The organism is Nitratireductor aestuarii, from assembly GCF_014641695.1.
Taxonomy (GTDB): domain Bacteria; phylum Pseudomonadota; class Alphaproteobacteria; order Rhizobiales; family Rhizobiaceae; genus Chelativorans; species Chelativorans aestuarii.
Genome location: NZ_BMIF01000001.1, coordinates 14,141 through 41,045, shown reverse-complemented (window position 1 = coordinate 41,045; position 26,905 = coordinate 14,141). Strand labels below are relative to the sequence as shown.

Below are 26,905 nucleotides of genomic sequence, written 5' to 3'. Positions count from 1 at the left end.
TCGGGGGGACCATTGAACAAGATCGATACCATTGCAGGCGGAAAGCCCCTGCATTCCGGTCATGACGTTCCGCAGACCGGTGTCTTCAGCCGAGTTCTTTCCGGCTCCGACGCGTTCCAGTCCTATTCCCGCTTCTGCAAGGATGCTCTCTATGCCGGAGCGCAGCAACCGCTCTGGGTCGAAAGCTGGCTCGGAGACAAGAGCCCCGAAGAGCGCCTGATCGCTCTCACCTTCAAGAACGGCAAGCCCGTCATGGCTCTTGCGCTTGAAGTGCGTCGAATGGGACCCCTCTCCGTTGCCTGCTTTGCAGGCGGTTCTCACGCGCACAGCAACTTTCCCCCGATCGCTGGCGAGCGGCTGGCGATGGGCGACCTCTACGCCGTGCTGCATGATATCCGCACCGCCCGGCCCGATATCGATGCGCTGATCCTGACACGCATGCGCAAGGAGTTCATGGGCGAGCCCAACCCCCTGCTCCACCTCTGGCACATCGAAAGCGCCAATCTTGCCTTCGCCAAGTCGCTGGAGCGGGCGCGGCAGGCCAAGGCGATCGCAAGCACGAGCAGGATGAGCCGCCACCGCAAGATCCAGCGCAAGCTGAAGCCATTCGGTGACGTCAGGGTCTTCCAGGCGCAGACGCGCCAGGAGGTCGATCGGCTATTCGACCACTTCCTGCAATGGAAAGGCGAGCAGCTCGAGCAGCGCGGCATTGCCAATTCGTTTGGTCCGGAGGAGGTGCAGGCCAATTACCGCAGACTCTTCTATGCGGCGCTCGACGAAGAGGTGCCGTCCTACCTTCTCTATGGTCTGGAGGTAGCTGGCGAATTGCGGGCGGTCAACGGCTACAGCCGCACGGCAGAAGGGCTATTGTGCGACTTTCTCGCTTACCGGAACGACGAACTGGCACAGTTCGCCCTCGGGGAATATCTGACCTATGAAGTCGTGTCGCTTGCCATGCAGGCAACCGACGCGGTTTACGATCTGGGCGTAGGCGAAGCGCGCTACAAGCGCTCCTGGTGTGATCTGGAGCGCCAGCAGTTCGAGGTGCACGTTGGCCTCAGCTTCCGGGGCAAGATGCTGACGCTCATCACCATGGCGGCGGAACGTGCGAAGCGCTTCATCAAGCGCAACAAGAATGCAAATGCATTCGTGCACAAGGCCCGGGAAGTACTTGCCCGAGCCAAATCCGAGTGATCAAGCCGCGTCGCGATCCGTGGGATGGGCGGGCGGGTCATACCTGACCGGCGAATGCACCAGCATCGGGGTAACGCCCTCGCCTTCAAGCTCTGCCAGAACTTCCGCAACACTCTCATCATTGCGATTGATGATGCTGACCACCACGTCGGTCTTGTCTTCCATCAGGCGTGCGATGCTGCCTGCGGTTGTCGGGCCGCACTCGATCATCAGCACGTCATAGGCAGCCGAAAGAGAGCCAAGAATGATGGGCAGACGGTCGATGTTTTCCATCGCCTGCTCCGGATCAGCGGTGCCCACCGGGATGACATGGCTGGAGGAATAAAGGTCCGAGTGGATCGCATCGGCGAACTGGGCCTCCGACGTCAGAAGATCCGTGATGCCGTAGAAGGAGCGTGATTCCAGCATCGGCAGTGACGCGGCACCCGAAATCGTCAGATCGAGCAGCAGGACCCGCATGCCAGCGTCTGCCAGCTCACGGGCGATACCAACGGAGACAGCAGCAGCCTCGTCCCCTTCGGGAGAGAGATAGACCACGCGTTCCACGCCGGACGACATCAGCGCACCGGCTGCGGCCTGAACGTCCATTTCGCTCGACGCTGCCGCTGGCAACTCCGCCGGCTCATCGATCGCTTCGCTGACGATCTCGCGAACGCGCTGCTCCGGCTCCACCCGAGCGATCTCGGGCAGCGGCGCCCTGACCTGCTGGCGGCCACCAGGCGCCGGCTTCAGGGCTCGACCGCTGAAGAGCTCCTGCAGCAGGATCAGCACGGACATCAGCAGCAGGGTGCCGGCGAATGCGGCAAGCGCCATGGGTGCAGGCTTCGGATAGTAAGGCAGCGATGGCGCCAGCGCGCGCTGGAAGATGCGCGCATCGACCGGCAGATAGTTGCGATCGAGACGGGCTGCAGCTTCGCGGAAGCGGGTTGCGTAGGATTCGAGCAGTTCACGCTCGGAGGCGGCTTCCCGCTCCAGCGCGCGCAGTTCCACCTGCGCTTCCTCGGTCTTGGCGACCTCTTCCTTCTGGCGGTCGAGGCTCGCGCTCAGCTCCTGCTCGCGCTGACGAGCCGATTCGGCTTCGGCCTCCAAAGCGCCGAGGATGCGGCGGGCTTCCTGGTTGATCTCGGAGTTGAGGTCTGCCAGCTGAGACTGCAGCGCGCGAATGCGCGGGTGACCGCTCATCAGCGAGGTGGAGAGTTCTGCAATCTGAGCCCGGAGCTCGACCTGCCGTTCACGCAGGCGCTGGATCAGCGGCGACGCCTGCACCTCGGCGAGAGTCTCGACGGCGGCACCGTTCTGAACGGCAAGGCGCACCGTGCGCGCCCTCGCCTCGGCCGCCGAACGGCTGGCGCGGACGCGCGACAGTTCGCTTGAAAGCTCCGAAAGCTGCTGGGCGGCCAGTACGGTGTTGTTCTGGCCGAGCAGAAGGTTGGAACTGGCGCGGAACTCAGCCACCTTCCCTTCCGCCTGCCTGACGCGTTCGCGCAGATCCTCGATCTCCGGTGCCAGCCAGCCGGTAGCGCTCTCGCTGGATTCGAGCTTGGCGGCGCGTTGGCTCGACACATAGGCGTCAGCTATGGCGTTGGGCACGCTAGCGGAAAGCTCGGGGTCTTCCGACGAGAAGCTTATGACGATTACACGTGAGTTTTCAATACGATAAACCTCGAGCTTCTCACGCAGGTTGATCAGGACGGCCTCTTCCGGCGGGATTACGCCGGGGTCACGGGCAAGACCCAGGAACACCAGAGCCCGGTTCACGGCAGACGGCTTGTCCTGAAATTCCTCAAGCGAGGCGAGGTCCAGCTGCCTTGCCACATCAAGCAGTATCTGGGCGGAGGAAATGACTTCGGCCTGGCTCGCCACGCCCTCGCTGTCCAGCAGAACTTCCGGGCCTGCGTTGCCCGTCGGACGGGTGAACACGGATTCGCGCGGCTCGATGAGCAAACGTGCTTCGGCCCGGTAAAGGGGCGTAGACTTGGAAGCAAGCGCATAGGCGCCCGCGCCAACGGCAAGGGAAACGCCCAGCACCAACCACCATTTGCGTGTCAGACTTCTGACAAGGTGGCCAATGTCGATGTCGACGTCACTGGCCGCTATGCTACTGCCCATTCCCTACTCCACGACTACGCCGCCGGCTGCCGTTGATCGATCTCAGCTCGCCTCGGGTAGATCCAACAAGTGGAAGCGTCCCAAAGAATCTCCGCGCTTCTAGGGCACAGAGTAAATTTGTGTGGTAACCAGCGGGTTAATCTTGTCACTTCTATGGCTTTAATAATCTTTGGCTTAACTCGCCATTAACCCTGTTCCCTCGATAAGTGCCAGAAGGAACCCGGGTCAGACATCCAGGACGAAAGACAAGCGTAAGCTCCGATGAAAAAGCGTGTGTCGATGTTGGTAACGCTTGCCGCAGCGGCAGTAGTCCTGGCTGGCTGCACCGGCTATCGCACGCCGCCGCCAGCGTTCCATGCCGTGCTGACCCAGCCCTACAGGCTCGATTCGGGCGACCGGGTGCGTGTGATCGTCTACGAGCAGCCGGATCTTTCCAACACCTACAGCGTGGACCAGGCGGGCTATATCTCCTTCCCACTCGTGGGCGCAATCGCCGCCCGCGGATCGACGGCCAAGCAGCTTGAAAAGAAACTGGCCGAGAAGCTGCGCCAGGGTTACCTGCGCGAGCCAGACGTCAGCGTCGAGGTGGATCAGTATCGCCCGGTCTTCATCATGGGCGAAGTCGGAGCGCCGGGGCAATATTCCTACGTGCCTTCCATGACGGTCCAGCAGGCTGTTGCGGTTGCCGGCGGTTATACGCCTCGCGCAAACCAGTCGCTGGTGGACATCACCCGCCAGATCGACGGCCATGTCATGACAGGCCGGGTAACGACCTCCGATCCGCTTATGCCGGGCGACACGGTTTACATTCGCGAACGTCTTTTCTGAGGCCATTGGCCTCGATAACACGTGACCTGGATGCCACTTGTCTGCGGCATCAGTGTTTCCGCATGTAATGGCTCTTGCGCGAACATCCTCAGGGTCATATTTGGAGGCTACAGCTTCTAAATAGGTTTAAACCTCTTGTTTTCCGGGCTGTGGGGCTAAGGTTGGGGCGTTTCGCTATCAAGCAAAGCGGTCTGTTTCAGAACGGCTAGTATCATGCGCATAGTGCATTGTTTTCGCGCGCCCGTGGGCGGCGTGTTCCGGCATGTCCGTGATCTGTGCGACGCGCAGATCGCCGAAGGGCATGAACTGGGCATTGTCTGCGATTCCACGACGGGCGGACCGCATGAAGACCGTCTGCTGGCCGAGATTGCCCCAAAACTCTCGCTGGGATTGATCCGTACACCGATGCAGCGTCAGGTGGGCCCTGGAGATATCGCAAGCTCGTGGCGCACTCTGCGGGCGCTTCGTGCCATGCGTCCGGATATCCTGCACGGCCATGGGGCCAAGGGCGGCGTCTACGCCCGCACGTTCGGAACCGTGATGCGGCTCACCGGCCGGCCGGTCGCGCGCCTTTATTCGCCGCATGGCGGCACCCTCCACCACAGCGTCGATACATTTGCCGGAAAGGTTTACTTCGGCATAGAGCGCTCGCTGGAGAGGATCACCGATCACCTGATCTTCGTCTCGGAGTACGAGAGCCGCACCTACAATTCCAAGATCGGAACCCCGCGCTGCCCGGTGAGCATCGTTTATAACGGGTTACGCGCTGGCGAGTTCGAGCCTGTGACAGCAGACCCGGATGCCACCGACTTCCTCTATATCGGCACCATGCGTGACCTGAAGGGACCGGACCTGTTTATCGCTGCGCTGAAGCAGGTTGAAGAGACGGCTCAGCGGCCGGTCACGGCAACGCTCGTCGGCGATGGCGAAGATCTCGCCAAGTATATCGCTCAGGCAGAGGCGCTCGACTTCGGCGAGCGCGTGCGGTTTCTGCCGGCCATGCCTGCGCGCGATGCCTTCAGGCTTGGACGCCTGATGGTCGTGCCCTCGCGTGCGGAAGCCATGCCCTACATTGTGCTTGAGGCTCTCGCAGCCGGAAAGCCACTGATTGCAACGCGTGTCGGCGGGATCCCGGAGATCTTCGGCGCCCGGTCCGAGGCTCTTTGCGATCCCTCGGCAGCCTCCCTTGCCTCGACCATGGCCCGGGCCTTCGAAGATGAGACCAGCTGGAAAAACCTGATGCCCGGCGGGCAAAATCTCAAAGAGAAATTCAGCATAGAGGCAATGGCTGGAAAAATATCCGGCATCTACAAGCAAAGTTTATCACCTTGAGCTGGTGTTAACCGCGTTTGGTAACGCCCAAGACTCTTTCTGGTTGTAAACGACTATAGCCGAACTCTCACTGGTAATGGCTCATGAACACGATCGATCCTCATCCCCGGTTCGACAAGGCAGTGGAAAGCGCCCAGCAAGGCATCGGCCCCTCCAAGGGCGAGGCTGCTGGTCTGAGTCCACTTGCCCTTGAGATCGCCAAGCAGTTCCGGAACGATACGATGTCGCCCGTTCTGGTCGCAGGTGTTGTGCGGATCGTGGAGCTTCTGCTGCTGATCGTTGCGGGCTTCACGATCTATCTCCTGCATGTCGGCCATGAGCCGGAGCTCGGTCTGCAGTATCCGATCGTGATCATCGGCCTCCCGTTGCTGACGGTGATCCTGCTCGAGTTCTCCCAATGTTACCAGATGCCCGCCCTGCGGAACCCGCTCCCGAAGCTGGGACGGATCCTGCTCATCTGGTCGGGCGCGCTTGCCTTTGCCACCGTCGCACTGTTCTTCCTCAAGGTTTCGTCCGAGTTCTCGCGCCTTTGGCTCGCCTCCTGGTATGTCGGCGGCTTTGCTCTGATGCTCCTGCTCCGCGTGGGGGTAGCCCAGCTGACACGCCGCTGGGTACGCAATGGACGCATGGAACGTCGCGCGGTGATCGTAGGCGGCGGAGCGCCCGCGGAAGCCCTGATCCGCGAGATCGAGCAGCAGCCCTACAACGACATCCGCATCTGCGGCATCTTCGATGACCGCGACGATACCCGTTCGCCTCGCGTTGTGGCCGGATACAACAAGCTCGGCAATACGGACGAGCTGATCGAGTTTGCCCGCGTGGCCCGTGTCGACCTGATGATCGTGACGCTTCCCATCACTGCGGAAGCCCGGGTGCTGCAGATGCTGCGCAAACTCTGGGTGCTGCCGATCGATATTCGGCTTTCCGCCCACGTCAACCAGCTACGGTTTCGGCCGAGGACCTATTCCTACATCGGCTCGGTGCCGATGCTGGACCTGTTCGACCGCCCAATCAACGATTGGGACAAGGTCGCCAAGCGCACCTTCGACATCGTGTTCAGCCTCATCGGCATCATCCTCTTCTCACCGGTCATGCTGGCGACCGCCCTTGCCATCAAGCTCGACAGTCCGGGCCCGGTGATCTTCAGGCAGCAGCGCTACGGGTTCAACAACGAGCTCATCAAGGTCTGGAAGTTCCGTTCGATGTATACGGATCAGTGCGACCCGGCCGCCCGCAAGCTCGTCACCAAGGGTGATCCGCGCGTGACCCGCGTCGGCCGGTTCATCCGCAAGACCTCGATCGACGAGCTGCCGCAGTTCTTCAATGCGCTGATGGGAACGCTGTCACTCGTGGGCCCTCGCCCGCACGCCGTCTCGGCACTTGCCAACAACCAGCTCTACAATGAAGTGGTGGACGGCTATTTCGCCCGCCATCGAGTCAAGCCCGGGGTGACCGGCTGGGCGCAGATCAACGGTTGGCGCGGTGAAACGGACAGCGAAGAAAAGATCCTCAAGCGTACCGAATTCGACCTCTACTATATCGAGAACTGGTCGCTCGCATTCGACCTGAAGATCCTGCTGCTGACGCCGATCCGCCTCATCTCGAAGACGGAGAACGCCTACTGATCATGAAGGGCGTTGGGGGGACTGCAAGTTTCGACCGGGCAGCAAATGCCCTCCTCATCACGCTGATGAGGACGGTGGCAATTGCACTCGCGGTCCTGCTCTCCGGCTTTGTGCTGAGCGAACCCGCGCCGTACGAACTGTGGCTCGCCGGGCTTATCCCTATCTGGGCACTGTTCGGGCTTCGACTTTCCCGACACATCGCGCCGCTGGTGGTGCTGCTCGTGCTCTTCAACATCGGCGGCATGATCGCCATGACCCAGATGGCCGATCTGGGCAAGGCTCCGCTCTACATCGCCGTTTCGCTGTTCCTGGCGATCACCTCGATCTTCTATGCTGCCGTTGTGGAGTCGGATCCCAAGCTCATCAGCGTCATGTTCAAGGCGTGGATCTTCACGGCTGTCGGTACCGCGGCGCTCGGCATTCTCGGCTACTTCAATGCCGTGCCCGGAGCCTCGCTCTTCACCCGCTACGGACGCGCGACAGGAGGCTTCGAGGACCCGAACGTGTTCGGGCCGTTTCTGTGCCTGCCGGCGCTCTTCCTGTTGCACCGCGTGATGACCGCCGGATCAAGGGTAGCGCTGCTCGCCGTCCCGCCCCTCTTCATCATCGTCTTCGGAATTTTTCTTTCGTTCTCGCGGGGCGCCTGGGGGCTTTTCGTGTTCGGGGCTGCGATCGTGACGCTTGCCCTCTTCATCCAGCACCGGAGCGGCGCGACACGGCTCAGGATCATCCTGATGTGTATTGCCGCCATCACAGCGCTTGCCGTCGGCATCATCATCGCCCTCCAGATCCCCGCCATCGCAACGCTGCTCGAACAACGCGCGCAGCTGGTGCAGGACTATGACGGAAACCGGGTGGGTCGTTTCGCGCGCTTTGCCCTGGGCTTCCAACTGGCGATGGAAAAGCCCTTCGGCATCGGCCCGCTCGTCTTCGGACCGATGTTTGGTGAGGATACGCACAACATCTGGCTCAAGACGCTGATGGATTATTCGTGGCTGGGATTTGCGAGCTATCTGATCCTGACCGTCTGGACTATCGTTGCCGGTTTCCGGATCCTGCTACGCGAACGCGAATGGCAGCCCTATCTGCTTTGCGCCTACGCAGCCTTCCTGGGCCACGTGGCGCTCGGCAGCATCATCGATACAGACCACTGGCGGCATTTCTACCTGATCCTTGGCCTGGTCTGGGGCATGATGGCGCTGGAACAGCGCCATCAGACCGCTTCAAAGGTTAGCGGCCGTTTAGCTATGCAGCCGATCAATAGTATGGCGAACGGCATTCCCGACGCGGGCCATTATACGGCTGGAATGAATTGTCTGCCGGACGATAGGAACGGTACTTCTGCGAACACCACTGCACGTGTGCAGCAGGCAAGCTTACTGCAGGACCGCCACGATAAACTGGCGCCGGCGGGTTCGCACTGCGCGAGATAGCATTGCCAATGATTGCACCAGCAATGAAGGCTGCCGGCGGGAACCATGCATCATTGTGGCGACGCCAGCCTTCACGCGGGCGGAACGATCCGCGGTGACCATTGTAGTAGACGTCCCGACCGCTTCGATAGTAGCCGCGCGTTGGGCCGACGATGCGTCTACGGTCAGGATTCTGAACCTGGATCAGATTTGAGCCGACCTCGGCTTTCGCAGAACCGGCGACGGGCATTGCCATCGCGCTGGTTGCCGCGCCTGACACTGCTATCGCAGCAGCGCATACCATAGATAACATGCGTTTCATGTAACTCTCCCGATTGTTGCCTGCCAGCATCCACTGGCTTCGACTATCCGGAGCCCAACGCCGTAGATCACCCGTAGTTCCACCTGATCGCGCAACAAAACCCGTGGAACAAGGCCAGCCCTTCCACGTTTGCAGACAGAACCAGCCTGCAGGTCCCTCGCCTCCGCGGCACTTTAAGGGTCAGGCTGCAGCCTGCTCAAGTTCATCTACAAGGAGATAAAAATGACCGCTTCAGATCCGGAAAAGGCATGGAAAATCGCGGAAAACACCCGGGCCTGCTTCTTCAGCGTGAGCGGCCATCAGATGCCCATGTCGGCCATCGTTCGCAAGGATGAAGGAGCCATCTACTTCCTCACCGACGCAAACAGCGAAAAGGTTGGCGAGATCCAGGATGACCACACCGTACAGCTGAGCTTTGCCGATCACTCGGCCAACGACTATCTGGTCGTCGAAGGACAGGCGCAGGTTTCGAACGACCGCGAGAAGATCCGCGAGCTCTGGAGCACGTTTGCGCAGGCCTGGTGGGATTCGCCGGAAGACCCGAACATCCGCCTGATCTCCGTTTCGCCAAACAGCGCCGAATTCTGGGACGGCCCCGGTTCCATCACCGCTTCTGCCAAGATGCTCTTCGCCGCCGTCACTGGCGGGCGTCCGGACATGGGCGAGAAGAAGCATACGGGGATGTAAGATCGCCTCTCGGGACGTTGTTGCCGCTCAAAGGACACGGATGTGGCGGCAACTGCGTCTTCGTGCGCGTTTCATCAGCCTTCGTCACGGAACACGCCCACGGCACGACCAAGCAACGTTGGCAAAGGATCTCGGTCCATCTGGCCGGCCTGATTCAAAGGCTCCACGGACGCTGCTTTCCAGTTCCGTTCGCTTTCCAGCATCAAGCCCGGCGACATACATGCCCAACGGTCCTTCACCCGCGGATATGGGTGCCCAGAAGTCATTAAAATCCAGGTAATTCATCCTGATCGTGAATTCCGTTTCAATGACATCCTCAAGGCCGACGCTAATAAAGGTCTGCTTGAGCTCCCCCGGTTGGACCATCGGTTGGAAAGCGTAGCGGCTGCGAAGCTGTCGGCCCGCCTCATCTATGGCCGCTGCAGCATCAATGACCATTCGCATTCCAGGCATCCCACCGTAGTGATCCCATACAGCAGCGGCAACGGTACCACCGGGCCGAACGACCCGGCGCATCTCGCGGACCGCTTGGGGGGCTTCCGGTATAAAGTGCAGGACAAGGAGCGCCAGGGCACGATCGAAACTGCCATCTGTGAACGGCAGACTACAGGCATCAGCCTGCTGAATTGAAATCCTGCGATCCGTATTGCGCTCTGATGCTGCCGCCACGAACACTGGCGAGAGATCAACAGCCGCGATCGCCTTGATTCGGAGGTTTTCGGCCATTGCGAAAGTCAGGCTGCCTGTTCCGCAGCCGACATCAAGAACTGTTTCGCCATCGGTTACGCCAGCGAACTCGATGAAAGGCGTTGCAAGCTGCCGACTCCACCGGCCCATGAGCTGTTCATAGCCAGCGGCTTTCTGGACGTTGAAGCTAGAAGTCATTCTATCCTCCATACGCCTCACCCGTCCTGCACAGATTATCCGCCTCTGCGCACTGAAGAACAAGTCGTTCTTCAAAGCCGCCATCCGGGGCCGCAAAAAACCGCGAAGGAATACTCGCTCACCACGAACTCCAGCTGCCCAACGGCTATTCCGCCCGTCGCATAGACGAGAAGACGTTCTTCCGGCAGGAAGCCGAGCCTGCCACGGGCGGTGCCAGCCCAATCCATCTCGACGCTACTACTATAGTGACCAATCTTCATTGGCGAATACTGGACATCCGTCTCGATGCCAAAGACCGTAGAACCAAAGCGCCAGTTGTATCCGGTCTGCACGCCAGCGACGAGATTTTCTCCGAGGATACTAAGGGTCACGTCAAATTCGGAATAGGTGAAATGCTTGTATTTATTTCTGCTAATGCCGTAGGCATAGCCGGCATTGACACCTAGATAGGCGCCACTACACGAATGCACCGCACTTTCATTCGGATCGACCAGAACTGCGCTGCCGGCGGTTGCTCCAGTTGAAAGCAGTCCGGTAGTGAGTGTTGCAATGACGAATTTCACAGGAGCCCCTCCAAAGCTGTTTGAGAGGGTCAACTAGCATCCTGGTCGAACTGTCATGTCATATTCAGCACAGTTCGACCGCCCCACGACATCGGAGCCATTTCCCATCAGCTCGCTACATGTCTGGCTCGACCAGACTTCCGGCCAACAAAAAACGCCGCGGAGGTACCCGCGGCGTCTTATCGGAAACAACTGCTTCGGCTTAGAACTTGTAGTTCAGACCGGCGCGAATCGTGTGGAAGTTGAAGGACATCTCGTTGCGGTCCCAGTCAGATTCGGTGACCGTCCACTTGCCCAGATCGGTGTAGAGATACTCGGTCTTCAGTGACCAGTTGTTGTCCAGCGCGTATTCCACGCCAGCGCCGACCGTCCAGCCAATCTGGGTCTTCGAAATATCGAAGAGCCAGGTGTCGAGGCGCAGCTTACCGTAGGCCACACCGCCCGTGGCGTAAGCCAGAACACGGTCAGCCGGTGCGTAGCCTACACGCGCCCGCGTGGTGCCGAACCAGTCGATCTTAGCTGCACCTTCATATTCTTCCTTGGCCTTGATGTCAGCGTACTGGAGATCGGTCTCCAGACCATAAACAACCGAGCCAGACTGCCAGTTGTAGCCGGCTTGCACGCCACCCAAGAAGCCCTTGCCGTTGAGGCTGCTGTTCTCGCTGTATTCCGGATCTTCAAAATCCGTGTAGTAGCCCTTGGCCTTTCCGAAGCCATAGCCGGCGTTGACGCCAACATAAGCACCGCTCCAGGCATAGGCGGGAGCCTGAGCGACTGCAGCCGGAACCGGATCAGAGGCGAAAACAGCGTCAGCGGCAAACGCAGAGGTGGAAAGCAATGCGACAACCGCCGTGGCAATAATGAACTTCACAGGCACTACTCCAAATGGGTTAGATAACGGGAGCTCCTGTATCACGGCTAAACGTGTGCACTATGATAATTATGTCACACACGTAACGCGTTAGCTGACTAATTAACGGATATTAGATTGGAAGGATCAGACCTGCTGGAACTGCTATTCAGGCCACGAGCCCGTGCTGGGACCGAAATGGGCAGTGCCTCTGCAATACATAGTCTCAACGAAAAACGCCGCGGAGTAAGCCCCGCGGCGTTTTTACAGGAATGGAAGCTTCGGCTTAGAACTTGAAGTTCAGGCCGGCGCGAACCGTGTGGAACTTGAAGTCAACGTCGGCAGCAATTCCCTCATCAACTGCGATATCCCAGCTACCGAGATCGGTGTAGAGGTATTCCGTCTTGAGGGACCACTTGTCGTCGATGGCGTATTCCACGCCGGCACCAACAGTCCAGCCAACGCGGGTGTCTGAAAGATCTGCAAGGTCAACGGAGTACTTGCCGTAGGCTACACCGCCGGTCGCGTAAACCAGGAAGCGATCGGTCGGAAGGAAGCCGGCGCGAAGACGGGTCGAACCGAACCAGTCAATCTCGATGATATCAAAGTCAGCAATCTCGACGGAGACATCCGAGTACTGGATATCCGTTTCGATACCATAGACGGCCGAACCGGACTGCCAGTTGTAACCAGCCTGAACACCACCGACGAAACCGTTGCCGGTTGCGCTGATGCCAATTTCACCGTCGGTTGCCTCAGCCTTGCCGCCAGCATAGCCGGCGTTGAGGCCGATATACGCACCGCTCCAGAGATAGGCAGGAACCTGAGCCGCAGGGATAGGATCGTTGACGAAAACAGCGTCGGCAGCAAACGCGGACGTGGACAGCAGTACTGCTGCTGCAGTGGAAATGATAAACTTCATCAGAGAAGCCCCTCCGTTACATTTCGATGAGGGGATGTTTATCACCCATGAACGAATTTACTATGACATATATGTCACATAACAGATTTTGTTGAATGTTAAGCAGTGATCGATGTTTGACGGTCACGGCAATGCCGCAGTCTTCCTGAGATGTGGCAACGATATGATTTCTGCAGAGGCACTTCGGGAGAAAAATGCTTTCGCTTTTTGCGCGAGGTCGTGGAAGCAATTATCGAGCTGCTGCAACTATCCTGCCGCCAGGGATGGTCTTGTTCCAGAAATATTCTCCGGTGAGTCGGAAACATATTGGATTGCCATGCGGATCAGCTCCGGCAGGTTCCTGGCTCCGAGCTTTTCCTTCAACAGAGAGCAGCTGTTGGCGACGGTCTTGTAGCTTACACTAAGGCTATCGGCGATTTCGCCATAGGTCTTGCCGTCCGCCAGAAGGGTGAGCATCTGCAGCTCACGCGGCGAAAGGTTGCCGTAGGGGCCACCGTCGCGCCGGGATCCCAGCATCGCAATCTGAACAGCTATTTCGTGGTTCAGGTAGGGCTTGCCCGCGCGAACAGACTGGAAGGCAGCCAGCAAATCGCGCGGTCCCGCCTCCTTCAGCACATATCCCGTGGCTCCGGATTCCAGCGCCCGGCTGACAATGTGCGGGTCCGTGTGCATGCTCAGCACAAGAATAGGTACACGGGCATCATGCCGGCGCATCCGGCGAATCAGGTCCAGCCCGCCAAGGCGATTGCCGTTCAGGGCCAGGTCGACGATTACCGTCTCCGGACGGCTGCGAAGAAAGGTGCGATAGCCGCTGGTGGCGCTGCTCGCCTCCAGCACTTCCGCTACCCCCGCATCCTCCAGGATACGGCGGCAGCCCTGCAGCACGATCGGGTGATCATCGACAAGCAGTACGCGGCTCATTGCTGTCTGCTCCCTGTTTCACTGTGGTCGGCAAACGCGACTTGCCGGCGATTGTCGTCCAGCGGGATGGCGACTTCAAGCCTGGTCCCGCCCTCAGCGCGTTCCACGATCCTCAGCGTACCTCCAAGCGCGCGCACGCGCTCATCCATTCCCGTCAGGCCGAACCCCCATGGCTTGCCAGGCGGGAAGCCGCTGCCATCATCCTCCACCGTGATTTTCAGAGCGAAGGCCCCCTGCTCGGCATCGTCGGGGCCGCTTCTGTTGACCAGCTGCTCCGCCAGCCGAACGTTGATCGCCTGGGCCTCGCTATGGCGTTTTGCGTTGGTGATTCCTTCCTGAATGCAGCGGTAGACGGTCAGATCGATGCTGTCGCCGTAGCTTGGTGCAACAGATCCTACAGACAATGAAATCCGCGGGTGCGCATCGACGCGCTCGAAATCGGCAACCAATCCAGACACCAGCTCAGCCAAAGGCACATGCCCCAGCGCCATGGGCCGGATGCGACTCAACAGCCGGCGGTTCAGCATCTGGATCTGGTCGGAAATGTCGCCGAGTGCTGCAATCCGGTCGCGCATCCTGTCGGCGGAGGGATGTGCCCGCTGGTCGACAAGCTGTTCCAGCGAGGCGATGTTTGCCTTGAGGCCAAAAAGGCATGGGCCTATCTCGTCGTGCAGTTCGTTGGCGATGTGGCGACGCTCATCGTCCTGAACGGTGATCAGACGGCGGGTCAGCCTTTCATTGTCCGCTTTGGCGCCGGCCAGCCGTTCGGCAAGCGCGTTGAAGCGCCCGGCAATATCCGCCAGCTCCGGAACACCCGGCCTGACGAGCCTGTGCTGAAACTGCCCCCTCTCCAGTTCCTGCAATCCCTTGGCCAGGCTGGTCAACGGCTGGAGAACCCGCCCTAGCGCGAAATAAAGAATGGCAGCCACTGCAATATTGAACGCAAGCGCGATGCCCGCCAGGTTCTTGCTCTCCTCCCAGACCTCTGCGAGCTCGTCACCGGCATAGCCAAGCAGGATGACGGAGCCGATCTGGCGGCTGCCCATGCCGATCCTCAACTCACGCCGGATGTCCTCCACCTGAACGAGCTTTGAGAACCAGGCGGGCACCTGTCGCGTATCGTTGAGGTGAGCCGCATCCGCCATGGGCAGAACCGAGAACCTGCCACCGCCGAGAGTGGTGGTGATAACGCGGACGTGACGCAGTTCCCCCAGTTCCTTGGCAAGCGCTTCGAGCACGGCCGCTCCGTTTGCCTCCTGCGGGGTGCGAGCCATGGTTTCCAGGACGAAGCGCTCCGCAAGCCGCATCGATGACATGATCTCCAACTGCGCCGAACGGCGTGCGTCGTAGATGGTCACGATCGTCGCGACGATCCCCGCGACGGAGGTGGCGAAAACGAAGGCGGCAAAAATCTGCCAGCGAAGCGGTATCCTGTTCCACCACCTGACACGGGATTTGGGCTGCAAAGAAGATGCAGCGGAACTGGCATGGACCGGGAAGTGATCGTGTCGGCCATGGGGTCCACTGGGTTGCTCGGCAGCAATTCCGGTCATTCATCCTCCCCCGTGAAAGCTCCTCCGCAGGTCCGCAGACACTTCAGTCAATCTGGAATTATGCTCGCCTGCAAGCGCATAGTTGGCAACGGGATCGGGAACTTTTGCCAATCAACTCGCGGATGAGTTCCGTAGCGAAAACTTTGGGATCACCCTACGATACAGTCAGCATTTGGCCCCAGCCACTTGCGCACACGCTAGCAAAGGCGTCCGGATCAACCCCGTCTCCCCGTTGCGCGGCTTCCGGACGCCTTGTGTTTGTTTCTGGCGTCCTTGGCTTGCGCCAGGAACCAGGCGGAATCCACTTTTCCTGCCTGCTAAGTGTCTTAACGCCCCCTTGTTTCCCATCGTCGGATTAGCGCGAAATACTGCGACGGCCGGATGCCCAGTGTCCCGCCCATGGCAGTGACGGGTATGCTCTGCGCCAGGTTCTTCAGGACGCGCTCAAGCTGCCACTTCCCTTCCGTCTCGTGCGCAATTGTCAACGCCGTCGGCCTTGCTGGGCCTCGGGCATCGACGGTCGAATCCCCCCCTCGGTCACAAAATGCGATAAGACCTGAATTGTAGTATACATGGATGAGAAAGCAGCGTTATATTGGTTGAGGCACCGACTGAACAAACTATCGAGCGGGGGCGATTCTTTGCAACAGGAGGACGCTCAATGTTTTTACCTTCGATATTACAGCTTTCGGCAGCGACATTGCTTAGCGCAGCACTGATCCAACCATTGGCCGCACAGACGACGGCCAACCCCGCCTCTGACTTCACTCAGCTTGAAGAAGCTCTCCGCGCCCCTGTCGAGCGCGGCGACGTTCCAATGGCCGTAGCCGGCGTTACCGATGCCAACGATACCGTCTTCATCGGCGCATTCGGAGTTCGTGAACTCGGCGGCAACGATGGCGTTAACGAGGAAAGCGTTTTCAACATCGCCTCGATGACAAAGGCTGTCACCGCCGCCGCCGCAATGCAGCTGGTGGAGCAAGGAAAGCTCGACCTGGATTCGCCGATCTCCAAATGGCTACCGATGGCCGACAAGCTCATGGTGCTCGAGGATTTTGACGCTGAGGGCAAGCCGGTACTCCGGAAGCCGAACAAGCCGGTTACACTTCGCCACCTGATGACCCATTCCTCAGGCCTCGGATATGTCCAATGGTCGGACAAGCTCAAGCGCTACACCGAGACTCAGGGCGAGTTGCCACCGCTAACGTATGACCAGGAGGAGACCTGGCTGAGGCCACTGCTGTTCGATCCGGGCGAAGACTGGATCTATGGCGAATCCATCGACTGGATCGGTTACCTGGTGCGTGAAGCCAGCGGGCAGCCACTGGCCGACTACGTCAAGGCCAACATAACGGACCCGCTCGACATGAACGACACGAGCTGGGGGCTTTCCGACGCGATGGAAAGTCGCCGGGTAACGAGCCATCAGCGCAACGAAAAGGGTGAACTCGAGGCTACCGACTATATCGCCGACCAGAACCCTCCGCGTGATTATGGTGGCGGCGGCCTGTACAGCACCGTACCCGACTACCTTAAGTTCGTCCGCATGATCCTGAACGAAGGCACCGTCGACGGAAAGACGATCCTGAAGGCTGAGACCGTCCAGGAGATGGCAAAGAACCAGATGGGCGACGTGCGGGTGAAGATGATCTACACAACCGACCCGGCACGCTCGGAAGACGCCGAGTTCTTCCCCGGTGTTGAGAAGACCTGGGGCTTGAGCTTCATGATCAATGAAGAGGACGCACCTACGGGAAGGCCCGCTGGCAGCCTCGCATGGGCAGGACTGCGGAACACCTTCTTCTGGATTGACCCGAAGAACAAAGTGGGCGGGGTCTATATGACCCAGTTGCTGCCGTTTGTAGACCAGAAAGCTCTCCAGGCCTTCTATGACTTCGAGACAGCATTCTACAAATCGCACAATGCCGACAGCACGATGACTGGCTCCACCAAGTAAGGAACCGCTTCATCGAACCTATAGCCCCGAAGTGGTCTGCGATCGCTTCGGGGTGTGCATTCGTCAGCAGGCGAAGGCTCGAGATGGAAAGGGTTTTCGAACAGCAACGCAAAAGCCTTTGCCGGCTATCATTAGCTGCTGCCGCTGCATCAAGGAAATGGATGATGAAAAATGGTCGGAGCGGCGGGATTCGAACCCACGACCCCTTGACCCCCAGTCGCGTAGTTTCTGAACAGAATCAACGGCATGTGGGTAAACTCGGACCAAGCCCACCCAAGCAAACATTGGCGTTCCGAGGTTCGGTGTAAACGAAACGAATCACCAAAATGTGGCTCATTCTTCCCGCCAGACCGGCACGCGAAGAAGCTTGATTGCCACCAAGCGGCGGATCTTGAGACCGATTGCGTCAGAGCCCACTGGTTGGAAAAAATCCACGCTTAGAGCTGAGTTGCGTCGGCACTGTTCACACTTCATCCGGCGATGAAGACTGTTCACATCGGCATCGCCGAAGATCTGTATCAGGTCCTCGGGCCGGTAATGGTGCAGCGTCTTGCAAGTGTGGCAACGAACGCGCAGAATCAAGCGATGCTGGATCAGCTTGGAAACTGGGTAGGCGTATCCGGGCGCGGCTGTATTGACCATGCGAACAAAATGAGAACATTGTACGCAGAGTCAACTGAGATTTTGTCTCACCCCCGAGCGGTGCATGCACTCGCCTTCACGAACTCTCTGTACGAAGGCTTCGTATGAAACGGTGACGCCGTTGCCCACCACCTCAGGTTCCTGCATAGATGTACGATGCCGTAATGGCCGCATTGAGCGAAGCAGAAAACAAAGTTCGATGCGACGGTCGTGGAACGCTTTTTAGAAGACAATCAATTCCGTCCAACGCTCCCGACTGACGAAAGATTTGAGACTGCCAATATTGCGCTACGCCGGGCATCTGAAAGCCAGCCAGCCACAGCGCGATGCGGATCATTCTTATCCGGGAGCAGCATCACCACGCGATTGTTTCACTGAACGCTGATCATTGATTTGCCGGCAGCCAAGAGCGCGATATCTACTTACAAGCAGATTGGCCGCTCACTTGCATGGAGGACGCCATGGACCCTGCCTTGGTGGAGTCGCTCATTGAGCAAGGCATGATTGCGGATCGGCTGGAAAGCGACATCGAAACCATCCTGACCAAGAAGGATCTAAACCTCAGGCAAGCGATGGCGATTTACACCGCACTGACAGAAGCCGAGGCCACCTGTCGAGCCACCATCCAATTGATATTGGAAGAAGGTGATGTCGATGAAGACCTTCAGATGCTCATCGACAATCTCAATGCTCTTTGGGACGATCTTTCAGCTGCATGCGCGAACAAGCTATGTGAGATCCAAGGAATTGCCCAGTTCGAGCCTGATCAGCAGCGGAAACAGTGACGGTAGAAGTGCCCGTGCGCATCTAACATCTTACCAAATTAACTCTCTGATGTTAGTTGGCTATTGGCAGTGGTCAGCACGCCCCCCCCCCATGATGCGTCAAGCATCTAAGCTGGCCACTGCTACAGTTCTACCGTCGCAGCTACACTTCCTCTATGGGAACCATTGCAGTCCTCAGACGTTCGCGGGCCGGGACGAGTTGTAGTGGAGAACTGGGGCGTGCCAAGAAGTGTTCTAATCGTCGAAGACGAATTGTTCGTCGCGATGGATCTAACCCATGTGTTTGAGGATCATGGTTGGATCGTTTTGGGACCGGCTCCAAGTGTCCACCGCGCCCTGCAGATCCTCGAAGAAGAACTCCCGACAGTCGCGATCCTTGATGTCAATCTTCGTGATGAGCTGGTAACGCCGGTTGCAGCGGCGTTGAAAGACCGGAGCATTCCTTTCGTGATCGCCACCGCGGTAGGAGACCCACGGCAACTATGTGGCCAGATTATCAGCGGCGCGCCCATTCTAGGAAAGCCTACCGATGAAGTTCAGCTGCTAGCCGTCGTTGACCAACTTGCATCGCGCATTCCTGCAAGATCTGGTGGTGTTTTGTAGTGGAATTGTGTGTTTACACGAGTTGATTTGGCGGATGTAATATGCTTGTTTCCAACCCGGTTGGGGGAGGCAAGATGAGAGTCCTGATAGCTGTTGATTTATCTCTTCAGGAAGCAGCAGCGTTGAAGCGATATGGTGATAAGAACGGACTGCCCTCCCTTGAATTGGCGGCCGCCCACATTTTGCAGGAGCATATCAAAGGCTCCCAAAATATTATCTTGAAAGCCTTAAAGAACGTCGAGATCGCGGGATCTGCCTAGACCCAACAAGGCTCTTATGACGCCGCTGAGCTGGCTCTCTGAACGCGTAGTCAAGGAAAAGTTGCCTTCACAGTTCCTTCTCTTTCGCCAGTTCATGAAAGCTCTATGGCTAAACTGGTTGCAAACTAAGCGCCACACGAAGAGTGCGCGGGAGCGGTACCGGTGACTGTCAGGGCAGCTCACCCCGACCGGTGGATACCCTTCACCCGCACGAACTCCCTGATCTGCCCAAGGATCTGCACAGAGGTTTCGTCGTGGTTCTTGATCGTCTCAAGGGTGCGGTTAAGATTTGCCTGGTTGTTCTCGATCCGGCCTAGCATGCGGTTGATGCTTTCCAACTCGCCAACCGACTTTTGTTGATGGCTGCTGATCGTCTCCATCGTGCGCTTGGTATCGTGGAGCACTCTCACCGCTGCCTGGAGCTCGTTCTCTATGTTCTTCAGCCCGTTGGTGTACTGGTTGACCATTGCCGGGAGTGTCGGGGCCGGTGCTTGCTCTGTCGGCTTAACTTGCCCCCCTGATGCCCTGTAGATGCCAAAGAGAGCAGCGATGACTGCGCCGATGGCGGCGATTGCTGTTGTCAATGAATCAAGGTTCATGCTGCGCGGCTGCCATTTTGTCTTTGAGCTTACCCTTGAGGTGAGCAAAGTAGGCATCCGCCGCGCTGCGGTAACATGATGCCAGATCGAATGCGGCAAGTGTCCAGTAGACGGGCAGTCCGGTGGACCATATGCCCGTCCGGAAGCCGCTGATGACGAGCTGCAAGCCGACATGGCTCCAGATGACAACGCCCCCAGCGGCGCAGATACATCGGAACACTGGCGTTCGTCGGTAGCGGCCATTCACCCATAGAGCGCAGAGCCAAACCAGGCCGAACAAGCCTAGGATGATGGCCAGCTGGATTTCGGTCCAGCCGCGGCTGATCATCGGTGCGAAGGCTACGCTTGAGGTAACGCTGTTATCGCTCGTGGCGATCAGCAGCCCTGCCCAGCCCACCATGATCGTGGCCGAGAGGTATTCAACACGGCGGTTGATCATCGTCGGCTCGCCTCGCAGTAAGCGCTACGCCTTGCGTTGTTTTCTCGCGCCTCTTCGATCGTCTGCTCGCTGTCCTGGCTGGCCGAGTACGTGACCGGCTTCCAGATCAGGCAAACGTCAGCCGTTGTCCCTGTTGAATGGGTCGTCGTGCACGCTCCCAGAAGGCCGGGCATCAGCAGCCCGCTTGATGCGATCAAGATCCTTTTCGCGTTGCCTTGCATGCTCCGCTTCCTTCTTCGCCTTGCCTAAGTTTTCCGCTTTGACCCACAGGCCGCCCAAACCCAGGACAGCCAGCACGGCTCCAACGATGTAAGGGATGAGGTCCATCATAGGTCAGACCGGCGCCGACGCAGGTATTCGGTGAGGACGCCGGATAGGAACACATAGGCCGGCAGGTAGGCCGCCGGGATGTAGTTCGCGAAAAGCATGGGGTCGATCACAGCCACGGTGGCGACGATTGCCGCCCCAAGCATCTGGAGGCGAGCCCAGAAGATTGTCTCCGAGTCGCGGAAGAATTCACGTATACGCTGCCACATGGGTCAGTCTCCTGTGATGCCGAAGAAGATTCCGGCCGCTGCTGCAATTGCCGCGACGATGAGGCCAATGAGCCCGCCCTTGCCAGTGTTCTTTTGGGTGGTTGCCGGGAGGTCCGTTTTTGAAGTGGGAAGCTTGGGAATGCTGGGCTCACGGGTGGTGCTCTCTTCGCCGTAGCCGTCCACCTTGAGCAGCGAGTCGTACTCATGGGCCAGAACTGCAATCTCCTGCGCCTTGTCCATGCCGTTGACGATACGGCGCGCGTTGACGAAGTCGGAGCGCTGCAGGATGATGTAGTCGGACAGCTTCTTCCCGGTGAACCAGCCACCCATCATGCCGCGAACGAGAATTTCCGAGGCATGCGCAGGCTCAAGCAGAAGCTTGGGGTTCCCTACGAAGTCGACACCAAGGATCTGGGAGGCTTTCCGATAGTTCGCCTCCCAAGTCAGCTGCACGTAACCCATCCCGACGAACGGATAGTAGGGCTTGCTCTGAAGGTACTTCTCGCCGCCGTATTCGCGCACCGGCTTCATGGTACGGGCAGTTTCCCAATGTGCAGTTGCGAGCACGTACGCCGCTTGATTGCGCAGCAGCCCATGCTTGCGGCACACGCTAATGATCAGGCGCGTGTCGCCCTTCACCAGGTCGACCATCGTTATGTTTCCTTTTAAACACTAGATTTGATATCGAGGATGTGCGTACCGGGATGAGGAGCCCGAAGATGTGGGACCGGCTACGGAATTGGGCGCGTGCAATAAAGCGCGATGTGCTTGCTCTTTGGCTTGCCGCCCGCGATCCTCGCACACCGCTGATTGCGAAGGTCGTTGCCGCTGCAGTAGCTGCTTACGCGCTATCCCCGATCGATCTCATTCCGGACTTCATCCCGGTTCTTGGCTATCTCGATGACGTGCTGATCCTGCCGATCGGCATCCTTCTGGCAGTCCGTCTCATCCCAGCTGGTCTCATGGAAGAGTTTCGCGCAATGGCTGCAGAGCGATTGGAGCGGCCATCAAGCACAGTCGGGCTCATCATTGTCGTCGCTCTGTGGTTTGTCGCGGTAGCTCTTCTCCTCTGGTGGCTTTGGCCATCAGGCCTGAACTGAACTAAAGGTCGGCACACACGGTCAGATCGCCGCACCGCTGTAGTTTAAGGTGGTCAGACGAGGCTATTTTTCCTAGGTACCGGGCCGTCGGCCGTCTCCTCCTCCTAGATGAACCGCCGACACGAATGCAGCACACCCTCCTCCCGTGCTGCATCTTAGATAAGCCCGCCCATCCTCCTCCCGGGCGGGCTTTTTCATGCGCACCAAATTCGATTAACCTTCCACCGAACGGATAGATTGCTGAGCAGATCAAGACCGAGGAAGATAAACTTCCGGGGTGGTGGCAGGTCGGCAGAGTGGGCGAACCGATTTTGCTCCCACTCTGTCGGTCGACTGCATTGAACCACCGTCTTCCGCATGTGATATTCCATGCTAAATTGCCGTCGGCAGCAGCTCGGCCTCCCCCCCCCGCTGCTGCCACTCATCCACTCTCATGCGTTGGTCATTGCCCGCACAAGCGACAGTGATCGCGGGAAGTTTGCTTCCATCGGTCTGGTCCTTCTGAATTGTTGTGCTAGGTATGAACGTTGGTTTTGAGGGAGTGTTGGATGAGGGTACTTTTTTTTTGCGTTGCGCTGTTTACGCTATCGGGATGCCAGAATGGGGGCATAGGACGGGCTGAATCACCAGCCTGGTATATGACAGCAACCCAAGAGCATCAGCTCGCCTATTTCAGTAAGCGATGCGCTTCATATGGATTTCAGCCCGGAACAAACGAGATGGCCACGTGCATAATGACAGAATCCAGATCTTCCCGTGGGCAAGCCCGGGCATCCATGGATGCTGCAAGTCAAAGCATGGCCACTCATGCGGCGGCCTCTCAGCGCAGAACGGTGACAACCAACTGTAATCGCTTCGGCAACAGCGTAAATTGCACCAGCTATTAGCTCACGGGCAGCGGTCAGCCACCCCTTCGTAAGGGCAGCGATTCCCGTCGTGGCTGGCCGCTGCAGCTGGTCATTGACCATTTTAGAAGAGCGCAGACGGCGGGTATCCATGCACTTCGTTAGCGGGGACTTCTGTATCAAAGAACAGGATCGGGTTATGACGCGACAGACGCGATGCGAGTTCGACACGACTGAGATTAACGGGCATCTGAGTGCAACGCTCTTGCCGGAGGGCGGCGTTCAGAAGGATGACTTGTTCTACACATACCTGTTGAAGGGCGGGCAGGTTCTCCAGCGAAGTGCTACCTGGACAACTGAGAACGATTTTTCATGGGAGCTAACGGAAAGCGGTCTTTACTCGATCCAGGGACACATCAAGAGAGGCGGGGTCAATACGATGTCGTTCTCTCACCCGATACTGTTCCTCAATCGATCCGATGCCGATGGCTTTAACGCATTCATAAACGGCTCCGTTCCGGAACCAGTTTTTGAAGATGTGTTTCATGCTTCGTATCCATATGCCGACTTCCTGCTCATCAGCGGCGGCATACAATCTAAAGAGCAACTTGAACTTTTTGCAGCTGACCAGCGCCTCGAGACACACATTCTCGACGATGGATCCTGCATAATGGCCAATACCGGGGTATTCACGGAAGGCTCAAACTGTTCATTCGTGTTTTCAGGATCGTGCTTCCACAAACGAAGATTATTGTTCGGACTTCACGATGTGAATGAACTTACAGACATTCTCCGAGATGAGCCGACAGGGAATTACACTTATCTTGCTACAGATCCTTCGACGTCAACCGTTGTGTGCGGCAGTGACTATTTTGGCATAGCGAAATTATACTACCTTGAGATGAATGGGACGGCTCTAGTCTCGAATAGCTACCACTTGCTGCTCCTGCTCGCATCCTCCTTAGGCGTTAAACTTAGCTTGGACCCTGCCAGATATGAAGCAACGTTTGCGTTCGCTACCATGCAGGCATTCCACCAGAACTTCACCCATCAAATGGAAGTAAGCCCAGTCCGTCTGCTACCGGTTGATAAGCGCATTCACGTCAAAAATGGAAAAATCCAGCTTCATGATACCAGCCTAAGAGCAGCACTCGAAAACCAGGCCCCCTTTGATCCGCTCCGGTATGAGGAACTACTCCTTGAGGCAAAAGACGAAATTCTCGCGAACGTCAGGTCCGTCTTAGAGCATCCTTCCTTCAACCATGTGGTCACGGATCTGTCTGGCGGGCTTGACAGCAGACTGGTGTTCAGCGCCGTCACTAATTTCCCCGATTGCTCAGAAAGAGTCCGGATCAACAGCCACTACTCTGCCGCCGAACCTAATGATCTCAAGGTCGCCCAAGAGGTATCATCCCTCTACTCCTACAAATTCGATGCTCTCCCGCGCGAAAAGGTGCCGCTTGCAGATGGCATTCTTGGTGGAAGTCATTGGAGCTACAATCTTGGGTCATACTATTCGTATCGGCCGGTGACACTCGCCAATCGCCTTCTGAAGACCGCGCGCCTCAACGGTTTCTACGGTGAGATATGCGCGCGGCCTTACTATTCCCGCACGCTATTTGGTACTGAGCTTGATATCCCAAGCGTCGACGAGTTCTGCAAAGCCTATTTCGATCGACATCGAAAATCTGCACTCACCCCGTCAAAGGCTGCTCTTGATCGTTTGCACAAGCTTTTCTCTGATGAACTCAAATCCATCCCAGGGCGTAGCGCTTTGGAAAAAATGGAGAACCATTATCTCTTCTTCCGAAACGGCCTTCATTGCTCCGATAGATTCAGAAGCAACATCAGTTGCCCAGAGTTTGGGCCGATTCAATCTAAAGCTCTCTTCGCCGCGAAAAGGATGGGCTATGACGTTTTCCGGAGCGCCAAAACACAGCTTGATATCATCAATCTGACCAACCCAGTTCTTGCATCACTGCGTTATGAAAGCCCCCGTGACAATGCTGAACGGGAACAACTCCTGCAAGAACACGGATTACTTGGTGAACCATGGTCTAGCGGATTAATGATAGAACCCAGAAACGTTGAAGCTGAGTGGCGCGAGGCAAAGGACCAAATCACGGAAATCGTTCCAGACACACAGCAGCGACAGTTTAGATCGTTCGCTCTTAGGTATCGCACGTTCGAATCGGACAGCGTCGACCTGGCGTTAGCATGCCTAAGTAGGCTTCACCATGCCGGCATCCTAAACGACCTAGATACAGTGAGGTCGCTATGGCTGCATCTCACGGGAGAGTTTGGAAGTGCGATTCGTTGGAACGTGATCAATCGGGTAGTTTCCCTATACATCCAAGCGAAGATTTGTCGTACGAGTGAAGGTGACGTCGTCCTCTCTCCACATTTAACCTAGCCGCGTAATTTTGATGTAGTCGATGGTGACGCTGTCGGCCGAGTTGCCGAGCAGCGCGCGCACTTGGATCGCCCTGTCGGTAGATACGTCCACCGTCCGGGGCGCTGCGGTAGCGGTGAAGGAGGCCGCCGCATGGGTGAACAGCTCGGTGTGCACCAGCTGTGAGTTGACGCCACGTGGGATGATCACCGCTCGGATGACGAACACGTTGGGCGAGTTCGTCGGCGAGTTCACCTGCGACAGGTTCCCGGTGCTACCTTCCAGCGCGATGTAGAGCGTAGTGGCGGTAGCGCCGGAGCCCCACTTGCCACGGATCTCCACCTCTATGGCCCTACCGGGATTGCTGAGCTCCAAGGCCTCAATGGATGGCCCCTGCCACAACGTGGCTAGCGTCGTAGAGCCTGTGTGAACAAGCTCGGCGGTATTGATGAAGCTGTTCTCGGACACCGCCGAGGATTGGGCGAGGAACCGCCCGCCCGACAGGCGCCTGCGGCGTACGGTAACGCCGGTGCCGTAGGTGACACCGTCATCGTACATTTCACCACCGCGATCAGCTTGGCAGGCAACCGGGGCGTTGGTGATCGTGGCGTTTACGATGTGGAGCCGGCCGTTCGCCGCGTTAGCTGCGATGCCGCAGCCGTTAGACGTGAAGTCATCGGCGCGCGCGTTGCTGTTCTCGCGGATGTAGATGCCGGCAGCCGTAGCGTTGTTGAACTGCGCCGCTGTGTTGTACCGGGTGTCCTTGCGGATCGAGCCGGTCGACTGCGAGTAGATGCGCACGCCGTACTTGCCGCCATTGTATATGCCGCCGAGGATGTACAGGCGCGATCGGTCTTCCGCGTTAGCTTGCGCTTCAGTCGACCCAGAGCTGTGGCAGTTGTAAAGGTTCATCATGCTGGCGTTGTGCGCCACGAAGCCGTAGGCGGAGTAGTTCTGCGCCTTGATGTCGAACACGTTGAAGTTGATGTAGGGCCCTGCGTAGATGCCGAAGCTTCGGGCGCCTGAACCGCCGTCCAAAATCACGGTAGGCACGCCCCCCGAGACATCGGGGCCCTTGATGTTGACCGCGTTGGCGGAGCGAAGGCCGGTGGTGACCTCTTCCGCGTACGTGCCGGCCGCGACCTGGAGCGTCCACGAACCGTTGAGCACCGGGCCGTAGCTCTCCATCGCGTTGAGCCCGCCCTGCATCGTATTGATAGGTTGAGACGCGGAGAGCCCGTCGTTGTTGGCGTTACCGGTCGTGGCCACGTAAATAATGTTGCTGTTGCTTTTGCCGGGCTCGACATAAAACAAAGCGCTGCCGCGCTTTACTGAGCCGGAACCGCGATGGCGGACGTTGTGCAAGTTCGTAATGCTGGCGGTAGTCAGGTACTGACCAGACGGCCAGTACATATCCAAACCCCTTGAGTAGGCAAAAGCCACGGCAGCAGAAACGGCGGCCTGATCGTTTGTGGTTGCATCGCCTTTAGCCCCAAACATACGCACGTTTGGCACAACCTCATCAATCTCCCACCACGCACCAT

Annotated in this window: 26 protein-coding genes and 1 pseudogene; 12 read left to right on the top strand and 15 right to left on the bottom strand. The window is 58.0% G+C overall.

Annotation, left to right across the window (positions count from 1 at the left end):
• The first annotated feature begins 12 nt into the window (after positions 1–12).
• Positions 13–1,194, top strand: a complete 1,182-nt coding sequence (locus IEX27_RS00230; protein ID WP_188718930.1) for a GNAT family N-acetyltransferase — start codon at positions 13–15, stop codon at positions 1,192–1,194.
• Here the strand turns inward: IEX27_RS00230 and IEX27_RS00225 are convergent, their stop codons facing one another.
• Positions 1,195–3,303 (bottom strand): GumC family protein, encoded by a 2,109-nt coding sequence (locus tag IEX27_RS00225; protein ID WP_188718929.1) that lies wholly within the window; start codon positions 3,301–3,303, stop codon positions 1,195–1,197.
• Between the two features lie 261 nt (positions 3,304–3,564).
• On the opposite strand from IEX27_RS00225, the gene IEX27_RS00220 reads away from it, so the two are divergent.
• From IEX27_RS00220 to IEX27_RS00205, 4 genes are all read left to right on the top strand, one after another.
• Positions 3,565–4,131 (top strand): polysaccharide biosynthesis/export family protein, encoded by a 567-nt coding sequence (locus IEX27_RS00220; protein ID WP_188718928.1) that lies wholly within the window; start codon positions 3,565–3,567, stop codon positions 4,129–4,131.
• A gap of 213 nt (positions 4,132–4,344) precedes the next feature.
• Positions 4,345–5,463 carry a glycosyltransferase family 4 protein gene (locus tag IEX27_RS00215; RefSeq protein ID WP_188718927.1) on the top strand — a complete coding sequence of 373 codons (1,119 nt, stop codon included), beginning with the start codon at positions 4,345–4,347 and terminating at the stop codon, positions 5,461–5,463.
• An 83-nt stretch (positions 5,464–5,546) separates the two neighbouring features.
• Entirely contained in the window at positions 5,547–7,088 is a 1,542-nt protein-coding gene (locus IEX27_RS00210) for an undecaprenyl-phosphate glucose phosphotransferase (protein WP_188718926.1), read from the top strand.
• Between the two features lie 2 nt (positions 7,089–7,090).
• On the top strand, positions 7,091–8,521 hold the full coding sequence (locus tag IEX27_RS00205; RefSeq protein ID WP_244630163.1) for an O-antigen ligase family protein: 1,431 nt from the start codon (positions 7,091–7,093) through the stop codon (positions 8,519–8,521).
• Here the strand turns inward: IEX27_RS00205 and IEX27_RS00200 are convergent.
• Positions 8,403–8,750, bottom strand: a pseudogene (locus tag IEX27_RS00200) (BA14K family protein); the annotation flags it as partial. The gene IEX27_RS00205 and the pseudogene IEX27_RS00200 sit on opposite strands and share 119 nt — an antisense overlap.
• Before the next feature lie 294 nt (positions 8,751–9,044).
• Between IEX27_RS00200 and IEX27_RS00195 the strand changes: the two are divergent.
• Entirely contained in the window at positions 9,045–9,509 is a 465-nt protein-coding gene (locus IEX27_RS00195; protein ID WP_188718924.1) for a pyridoxamine 5'-phosphate oxidase family protein, read from the top strand.
• A gap of 84 nt (positions 9,510–9,593) precedes the next feature.
• On the opposite strand, the gene IEX27_RS00190 is transcribed toward IEX27_RS00195, so the two are convergent.
• The 6 genes from IEX27_RS00190 to IEX27_RS00165 all read right to left on the bottom strand — a co-directional run bounded on the left by IEX27_RS00190 (position 9,594) and on the right by IEX27_RS00165 (position 15,203).
• Positions 9,594–10,394, bottom strand: coding sequence for a class I SAM-dependent methyltransferase (locus IEX27_RS00190; RefSeq protein ID WP_188718923.1), 801 nt, complete (start codon positions 10,392–10,394; stop codon positions 9,594–9,596).
• A 71-nt stretch (positions 10,395–10,465) separates the two neighbouring features.
• Positions 10,466–10,957 carry an outer membrane protein gene (locus IEX27_RS00185; protein ID WP_188718922.1) on the bottom strand — a complete coding sequence of 164 codons (492 nt, stop codon included), beginning with the start codon at positions 10,955–10,957 and terminating at the stop codon, positions 10,466–10,468.
• Between the two features lie 202 nt (positions 10,958–11,159).
• Positions 11,160–11,828, bottom strand: coding sequence for an outer membrane protein (locus IEX27_RS00180; protein ID WP_188718921.1), 669 nt, complete (start codon positions 11,826–11,828; stop codon positions 11,160–11,162).
• A 265-nt stretch (positions 11,829–12,093) separates the two neighbouring features.
• A complete protein-coding gene (locus IEX27_RS00175) occupies positions 12,094–12,729 on the bottom strand; it encodes an outer membrane protein (protein WP_188718920.1) in 636 nt (211 codons plus the stop codon).
• A gap of 246 nt (positions 12,730–12,975) precedes the next feature.
• The gene (locus IEX27_RS00170; RefSeq protein ID WP_188718919.1) at positions 12,976–13,650 is read right to left on the bottom strand and encodes a response regulator; all 675 of its coding nucleotides are present in this window, start codon (positions 13,648–13,650) and stop codon (positions 12,976–12,978) included.
• Positions 13,647–15,203, bottom strand: coding sequence for an ATP-binding protein (locus IEX27_RS00165; RefSeq protein WP_188718918.1), 1,557 nt, complete (start codon positions 15,201–15,203; stop codon positions 13,647–13,649). The genes IEX27_RS00170 and IEX27_RS00165 overlap by 4 nt, the downstream gene beginning before the upstream one ends.
• Before the next feature lie 661 nt (positions 15,204–15,864).
• Here IEX27_RS00165 and IEX27_RS00160 point away from each other — a divergent pair.
• Positions 15,865–17,160, top strand: a complete 1,296-nt coding sequence (locus tag IEX27_RS00160; RefSeq protein WP_188718917.1) for a serine hydrolase domain-containing protein — start codon at positions 15,865–15,867, stop codon at positions 17,158–17,160.
• A 333-nt stretch (positions 17,161–17,493) separates the two neighbouring features.
• Here the strand turns inward: IEX27_RS00160 and IEX27_RS00155 are convergent, their stop codons facing one another.
• Positions 17,494–17,802: a hypothetical protein gene (locus IEX27_RS00155; RefSeq protein WP_188718916.1), complete on the bottom strand. Its 309-nt coding sequence runs from the start codon at positions 17,800–17,802 to the stop codon at positions 17,494–17,496.
• A gap of 461 nt (positions 17,803–18,263) precedes the next feature.
• Here IEX27_RS00155 and IEX27_RS00150 point away from each other — a divergent pair, with 461 nt between their 5' ends.
• The 3 genes from IEX27_RS00150 (at position 18,264) to IEX27_RS00140 (ending at position 19,450) form a co-directional block, all read left to right on the top strand.
• Positions 18,264–18,587, top strand: coding sequence for a hypothetical protein (locus IEX27_RS00150; RefSeq protein ID WP_188718915.1), 324 nt, complete (start codon positions 18,264–18,266; stop codon positions 18,585–18,587).
• A gap of 219 nt (positions 18,588–18,806) precedes the next feature.
• The gene (locus tag IEX27_RS00145) at positions 18,807–19,190 is read left to right on the top strand and encodes a response regulator (protein ID WP_188718914.1); all 384 of its coding nucleotides are present in this window, start codon (positions 18,807–18,809) and stop codon (positions 19,188–19,190) included.
• A gap of 74 nt (positions 19,191–19,264) precedes the next feature.
• The gene (locus IEX27_RS00140; RefSeq protein ID WP_188718913.1) at positions 19,265–19,450 is read left to right on the top strand and encodes a hypothetical protein; all 186 of its coding nucleotides are present in this window, start codon (positions 19,265–19,267) and stop codon (positions 19,448–19,450) included.
• 179 nt (positions 19,451–19,629) lie between these two features.
• On the opposite strand, the gene IEX27_RS00135 is transcribed toward IEX27_RS00140, so the two are convergent.
• The 5 genes from IEX27_RS00135 to IEX27_RS00115 all read right to left on the bottom strand — a co-directional run bounded on the left by IEX27_RS00135 (position 19,630) and on the right by IEX27_RS00115 (position 21,675).
• Positions 19,630–20,049, bottom strand: coding sequence for a hypothetical protein (locus IEX27_RS00135; RefSeq protein ID WP_188718912.1), 420 nt, complete (start codon positions 20,047–20,049; stop codon positions 19,630–19,632).
• Complete coding sequence (locus tag IEX27_RS00130; RefSeq protein ID WP_188718911.1) at positions 20,039–20,488, bottom strand: hypothetical protein; 450 nt, start codon at positions 20,486–20,488, stop codon at positions 20,039–20,041. The genes IEX27_RS00135 and IEX27_RS00130 overlap by 11 nt, the downstream gene beginning before the upstream one ends.
• A gap of 117 nt (positions 20,489–20,605) precedes the next feature.
• Positions 20,606–20,818: a hypothetical protein gene (locus tag IEX27_RS00125; protein WP_188718910.1), complete on the bottom strand. Its 213-nt coding sequence runs from the start codon at positions 20,816–20,818 to the stop codon at positions 20,606–20,608.
• A complete protein-coding gene (locus tag IEX27_RS00120; RefSeq protein WP_188718909.1) occupies positions 20,815–21,024 on the bottom strand; it encodes a hypothetical protein in 210 nt (69 codons plus the stop codon). The genes IEX27_RS00125 and IEX27_RS00120 overlap by 4 nt, the downstream gene beginning before the upstream one ends.
• A 3-nt stretch (positions 21,025–21,027) precedes the next feature.
• Positions 21,028–21,675: a carboxypeptidase gene (locus IEX27_RS00115; protein WP_188718908.1), complete on the bottom strand. Its 648-nt coding sequence runs from the start codon at positions 21,673–21,675 to the stop codon at positions 21,028–21,030.
• Between the two features lie 68 nt (positions 21,676–21,743).
• Here IEX27_RS00115 and IEX27_RS00110 point away from each other — a divergent pair, with 68 nt between their 5' ends.
• Positions 21,744–22,124 (top strand): YkvA family protein, encoded by a 381-nt coding sequence (locus IEX27_RS00110; RefSeq protein WP_188718907.1) that lies wholly within the window; start codon positions 21,744–21,746, stop codon positions 22,122–22,124.
• A gap of 1,044 nt (positions 22,125–23,168) precedes the next feature.
• Entirely contained in the window at positions 23,169–25,382 is a 2,214-nt protein-coding gene (locus IEX27_RS00105) for a hypothetical protein (protein ID WP_188718906.1), read from the top strand.
• Here the strand turns inward: IEX27_RS00105 and IEX27_RS00100 are convergent.
• Positions 25,374–26,774: a hypothetical protein gene (locus IEX27_RS00100; protein WP_188718905.1), complete on the bottom strand. Its 1,401-nt coding sequence runs from the start codon at positions 26,772–26,774 to the stop codon at positions 25,374–25,376. The two genes, IEX27_RS00105 and IEX27_RS00100, sit on opposite strands and share 9 nt — an antisense overlap.
• Positions 26,775–26,905 lie beyond the last annotated feature (131 nt).

What these genes read in the sequence shown, in the direction of transcription:
- IEX27_RS00225 (WP_188718929.1), bottom strand. Translation starts at nt 3,303, where the DNA reads ATGGGCAGTAGCATAGCGGCCAGTGACGTCGACATCGACATTGGCCAC.
- IEX27_RS00220 (WP_188718928.1), top strand. Translation starts at nt 3,565, where the DNA reads ATGAAAAAGCGTGTGTCGATGTTGGTAACGCTTGCCGCAGCGGCAGTA.
- IEX27_RS00215 (WP_188718927.1), top strand. Translation starts at nt 4,345, where the DNA reads ATGCGCATAGTGCATTGTTTTCGCGCGCCCGTGGGCGGCGTGTTCCGG.
- IEX27_RS00210 (WP_188718926.1), top strand. Translation starts at nt 5,547, where the DNA reads ATGAACACGATCGATCCTCATCCCCGGTTCGACAAGGCAGTGGAAAGC.
- IEX27_RS00205 (WP_244630163.1), top strand. Translation starts at nt 7,091, where the DNA reads ATGAAGGGCGTTGGGGGGACTGCAAGTTTCGACCGGGCAGCAAATGCC.
- IEX27_RS00195 (WP_188718924.1), top strand. Translation starts at nt 9,045, where the DNA reads ATGACCGCTTCAGATCCGGAAAAGGCATGGAAAATCGCGGAAAACACC.
- IEX27_RS00190 (WP_188718923.1), bottom strand. Translation starts at nt 10,394, where the DNA reads ATGACTTCTAGCTTCAACGTCCAGAAAGCCGCTGGCTATGAACAGCTC.
- IEX27_RS00175 (WP_188718920.1), bottom strand. Translation starts at nt 12,729, where the DNA reads ATGAAGTTTATCATTTCCACTGCAGCAGCAGTACTGCTGTCCACGTCC.
- IEX27_RS00170 (WP_188718919.1), bottom strand. Translation starts at nt 13,650, where the DNA reads ATGAGCCGCGTACTGCTTGTCGATGATCACCCGATCGTGCTGCAGGGC.
- IEX27_RS00165 (WP_188718918.1), bottom strand. Translation starts at nt 15,203, where the DNA reads ATGACCGGAATTGCTGCCGAGCAACCCAGTGGACCCCATGGCCGACAC.
- IEX27_RS00160 (WP_188718917.1), top strand. Translation starts at nt 15,865, where the DNA reads ATGTTTTTACCTTCGATATTACAGCTTTCGGCAGCGACATTGCTTAGC.
- IEX27_RS00155 (WP_188718916.1), bottom strand. Translation starts at nt 17,802, where the DNA reads ATGGTCAATACAGCCGCGCCCGGATACGCCTACCCAGTTTCCAAGCTG.
- IEX27_RS00150 (WP_188718915.1), top strand. Translation starts at nt 18,264, where the DNA reads ATGGACCCTGCCTTGGTGGAGTCGCTCATTGAGCAAGGCATGATTGCG.
- IEX27_RS00140 (WP_188718913.1), top strand. Translation starts at nt 19,265, where the DNA reads ATGAGAGTCCTGATAGCTGTTGATTTATCTCTTCAGGAAGCAGCAGCG.
- IEX27_RS00135 (WP_188718912.1), bottom strand. Translation starts at nt 20,049, where the DNA reads ATGAACCTTGATTCATTGACAACAGCAATCGCCGCCATCGGCGCAGTC.
- IEX27_RS00130 (WP_188718911.1), bottom strand. Translation starts at nt 20,488, where the DNA reads ATGATCAACCGCCGTGTTGAATACCTCTCGGCCACGATCATGGTGGGC.
- IEX27_RS00125 (WP_188718910.1), bottom strand. Translation starts at nt 20,818, where the DNA reads ATGATGGACCTCATCCCTTACATCGTTGGAGCCGTGCTGGCTGTCCTG.
- IEX27_RS00120 (WP_188718909.1), bottom strand. Translation starts at nt 21,024, where the DNA reads ATGTGGCAGCGTATACGTGAATTCTTCCGCGACTCGGAGACAATCTTC.
- IEX27_RS00115 (WP_188718908.1), bottom strand. Translation starts at nt 21,675, where the DNA reads ATGGTCGACCTGGTGAAGGGCGACACGCGCCTGATCATTAGCGTGTGC.
- IEX27_RS00110 (WP_188718907.1), top strand. Translation starts at nt 21,744, where the DNA reads ATGTGGGACCGGCTACGGAATTGGGCGCGTGCAATAAAGCGCGATGTG.
- IEX27_RS00105 (WP_188718906.1), top strand. Translation starts at nt 23,169, where the DNA reads ATGACGCGACAGACGCGATGCGAGTTCGACACGACTGAGATTAACGGG.
- IEX27_RS00100 (WP_188718905.1), bottom strand. Translation starts at nt 26,774, where the DNA reads ATGTACTGGCCGTCTGGTCAGTACCTGACTACCGCCAGCATTACGAAC.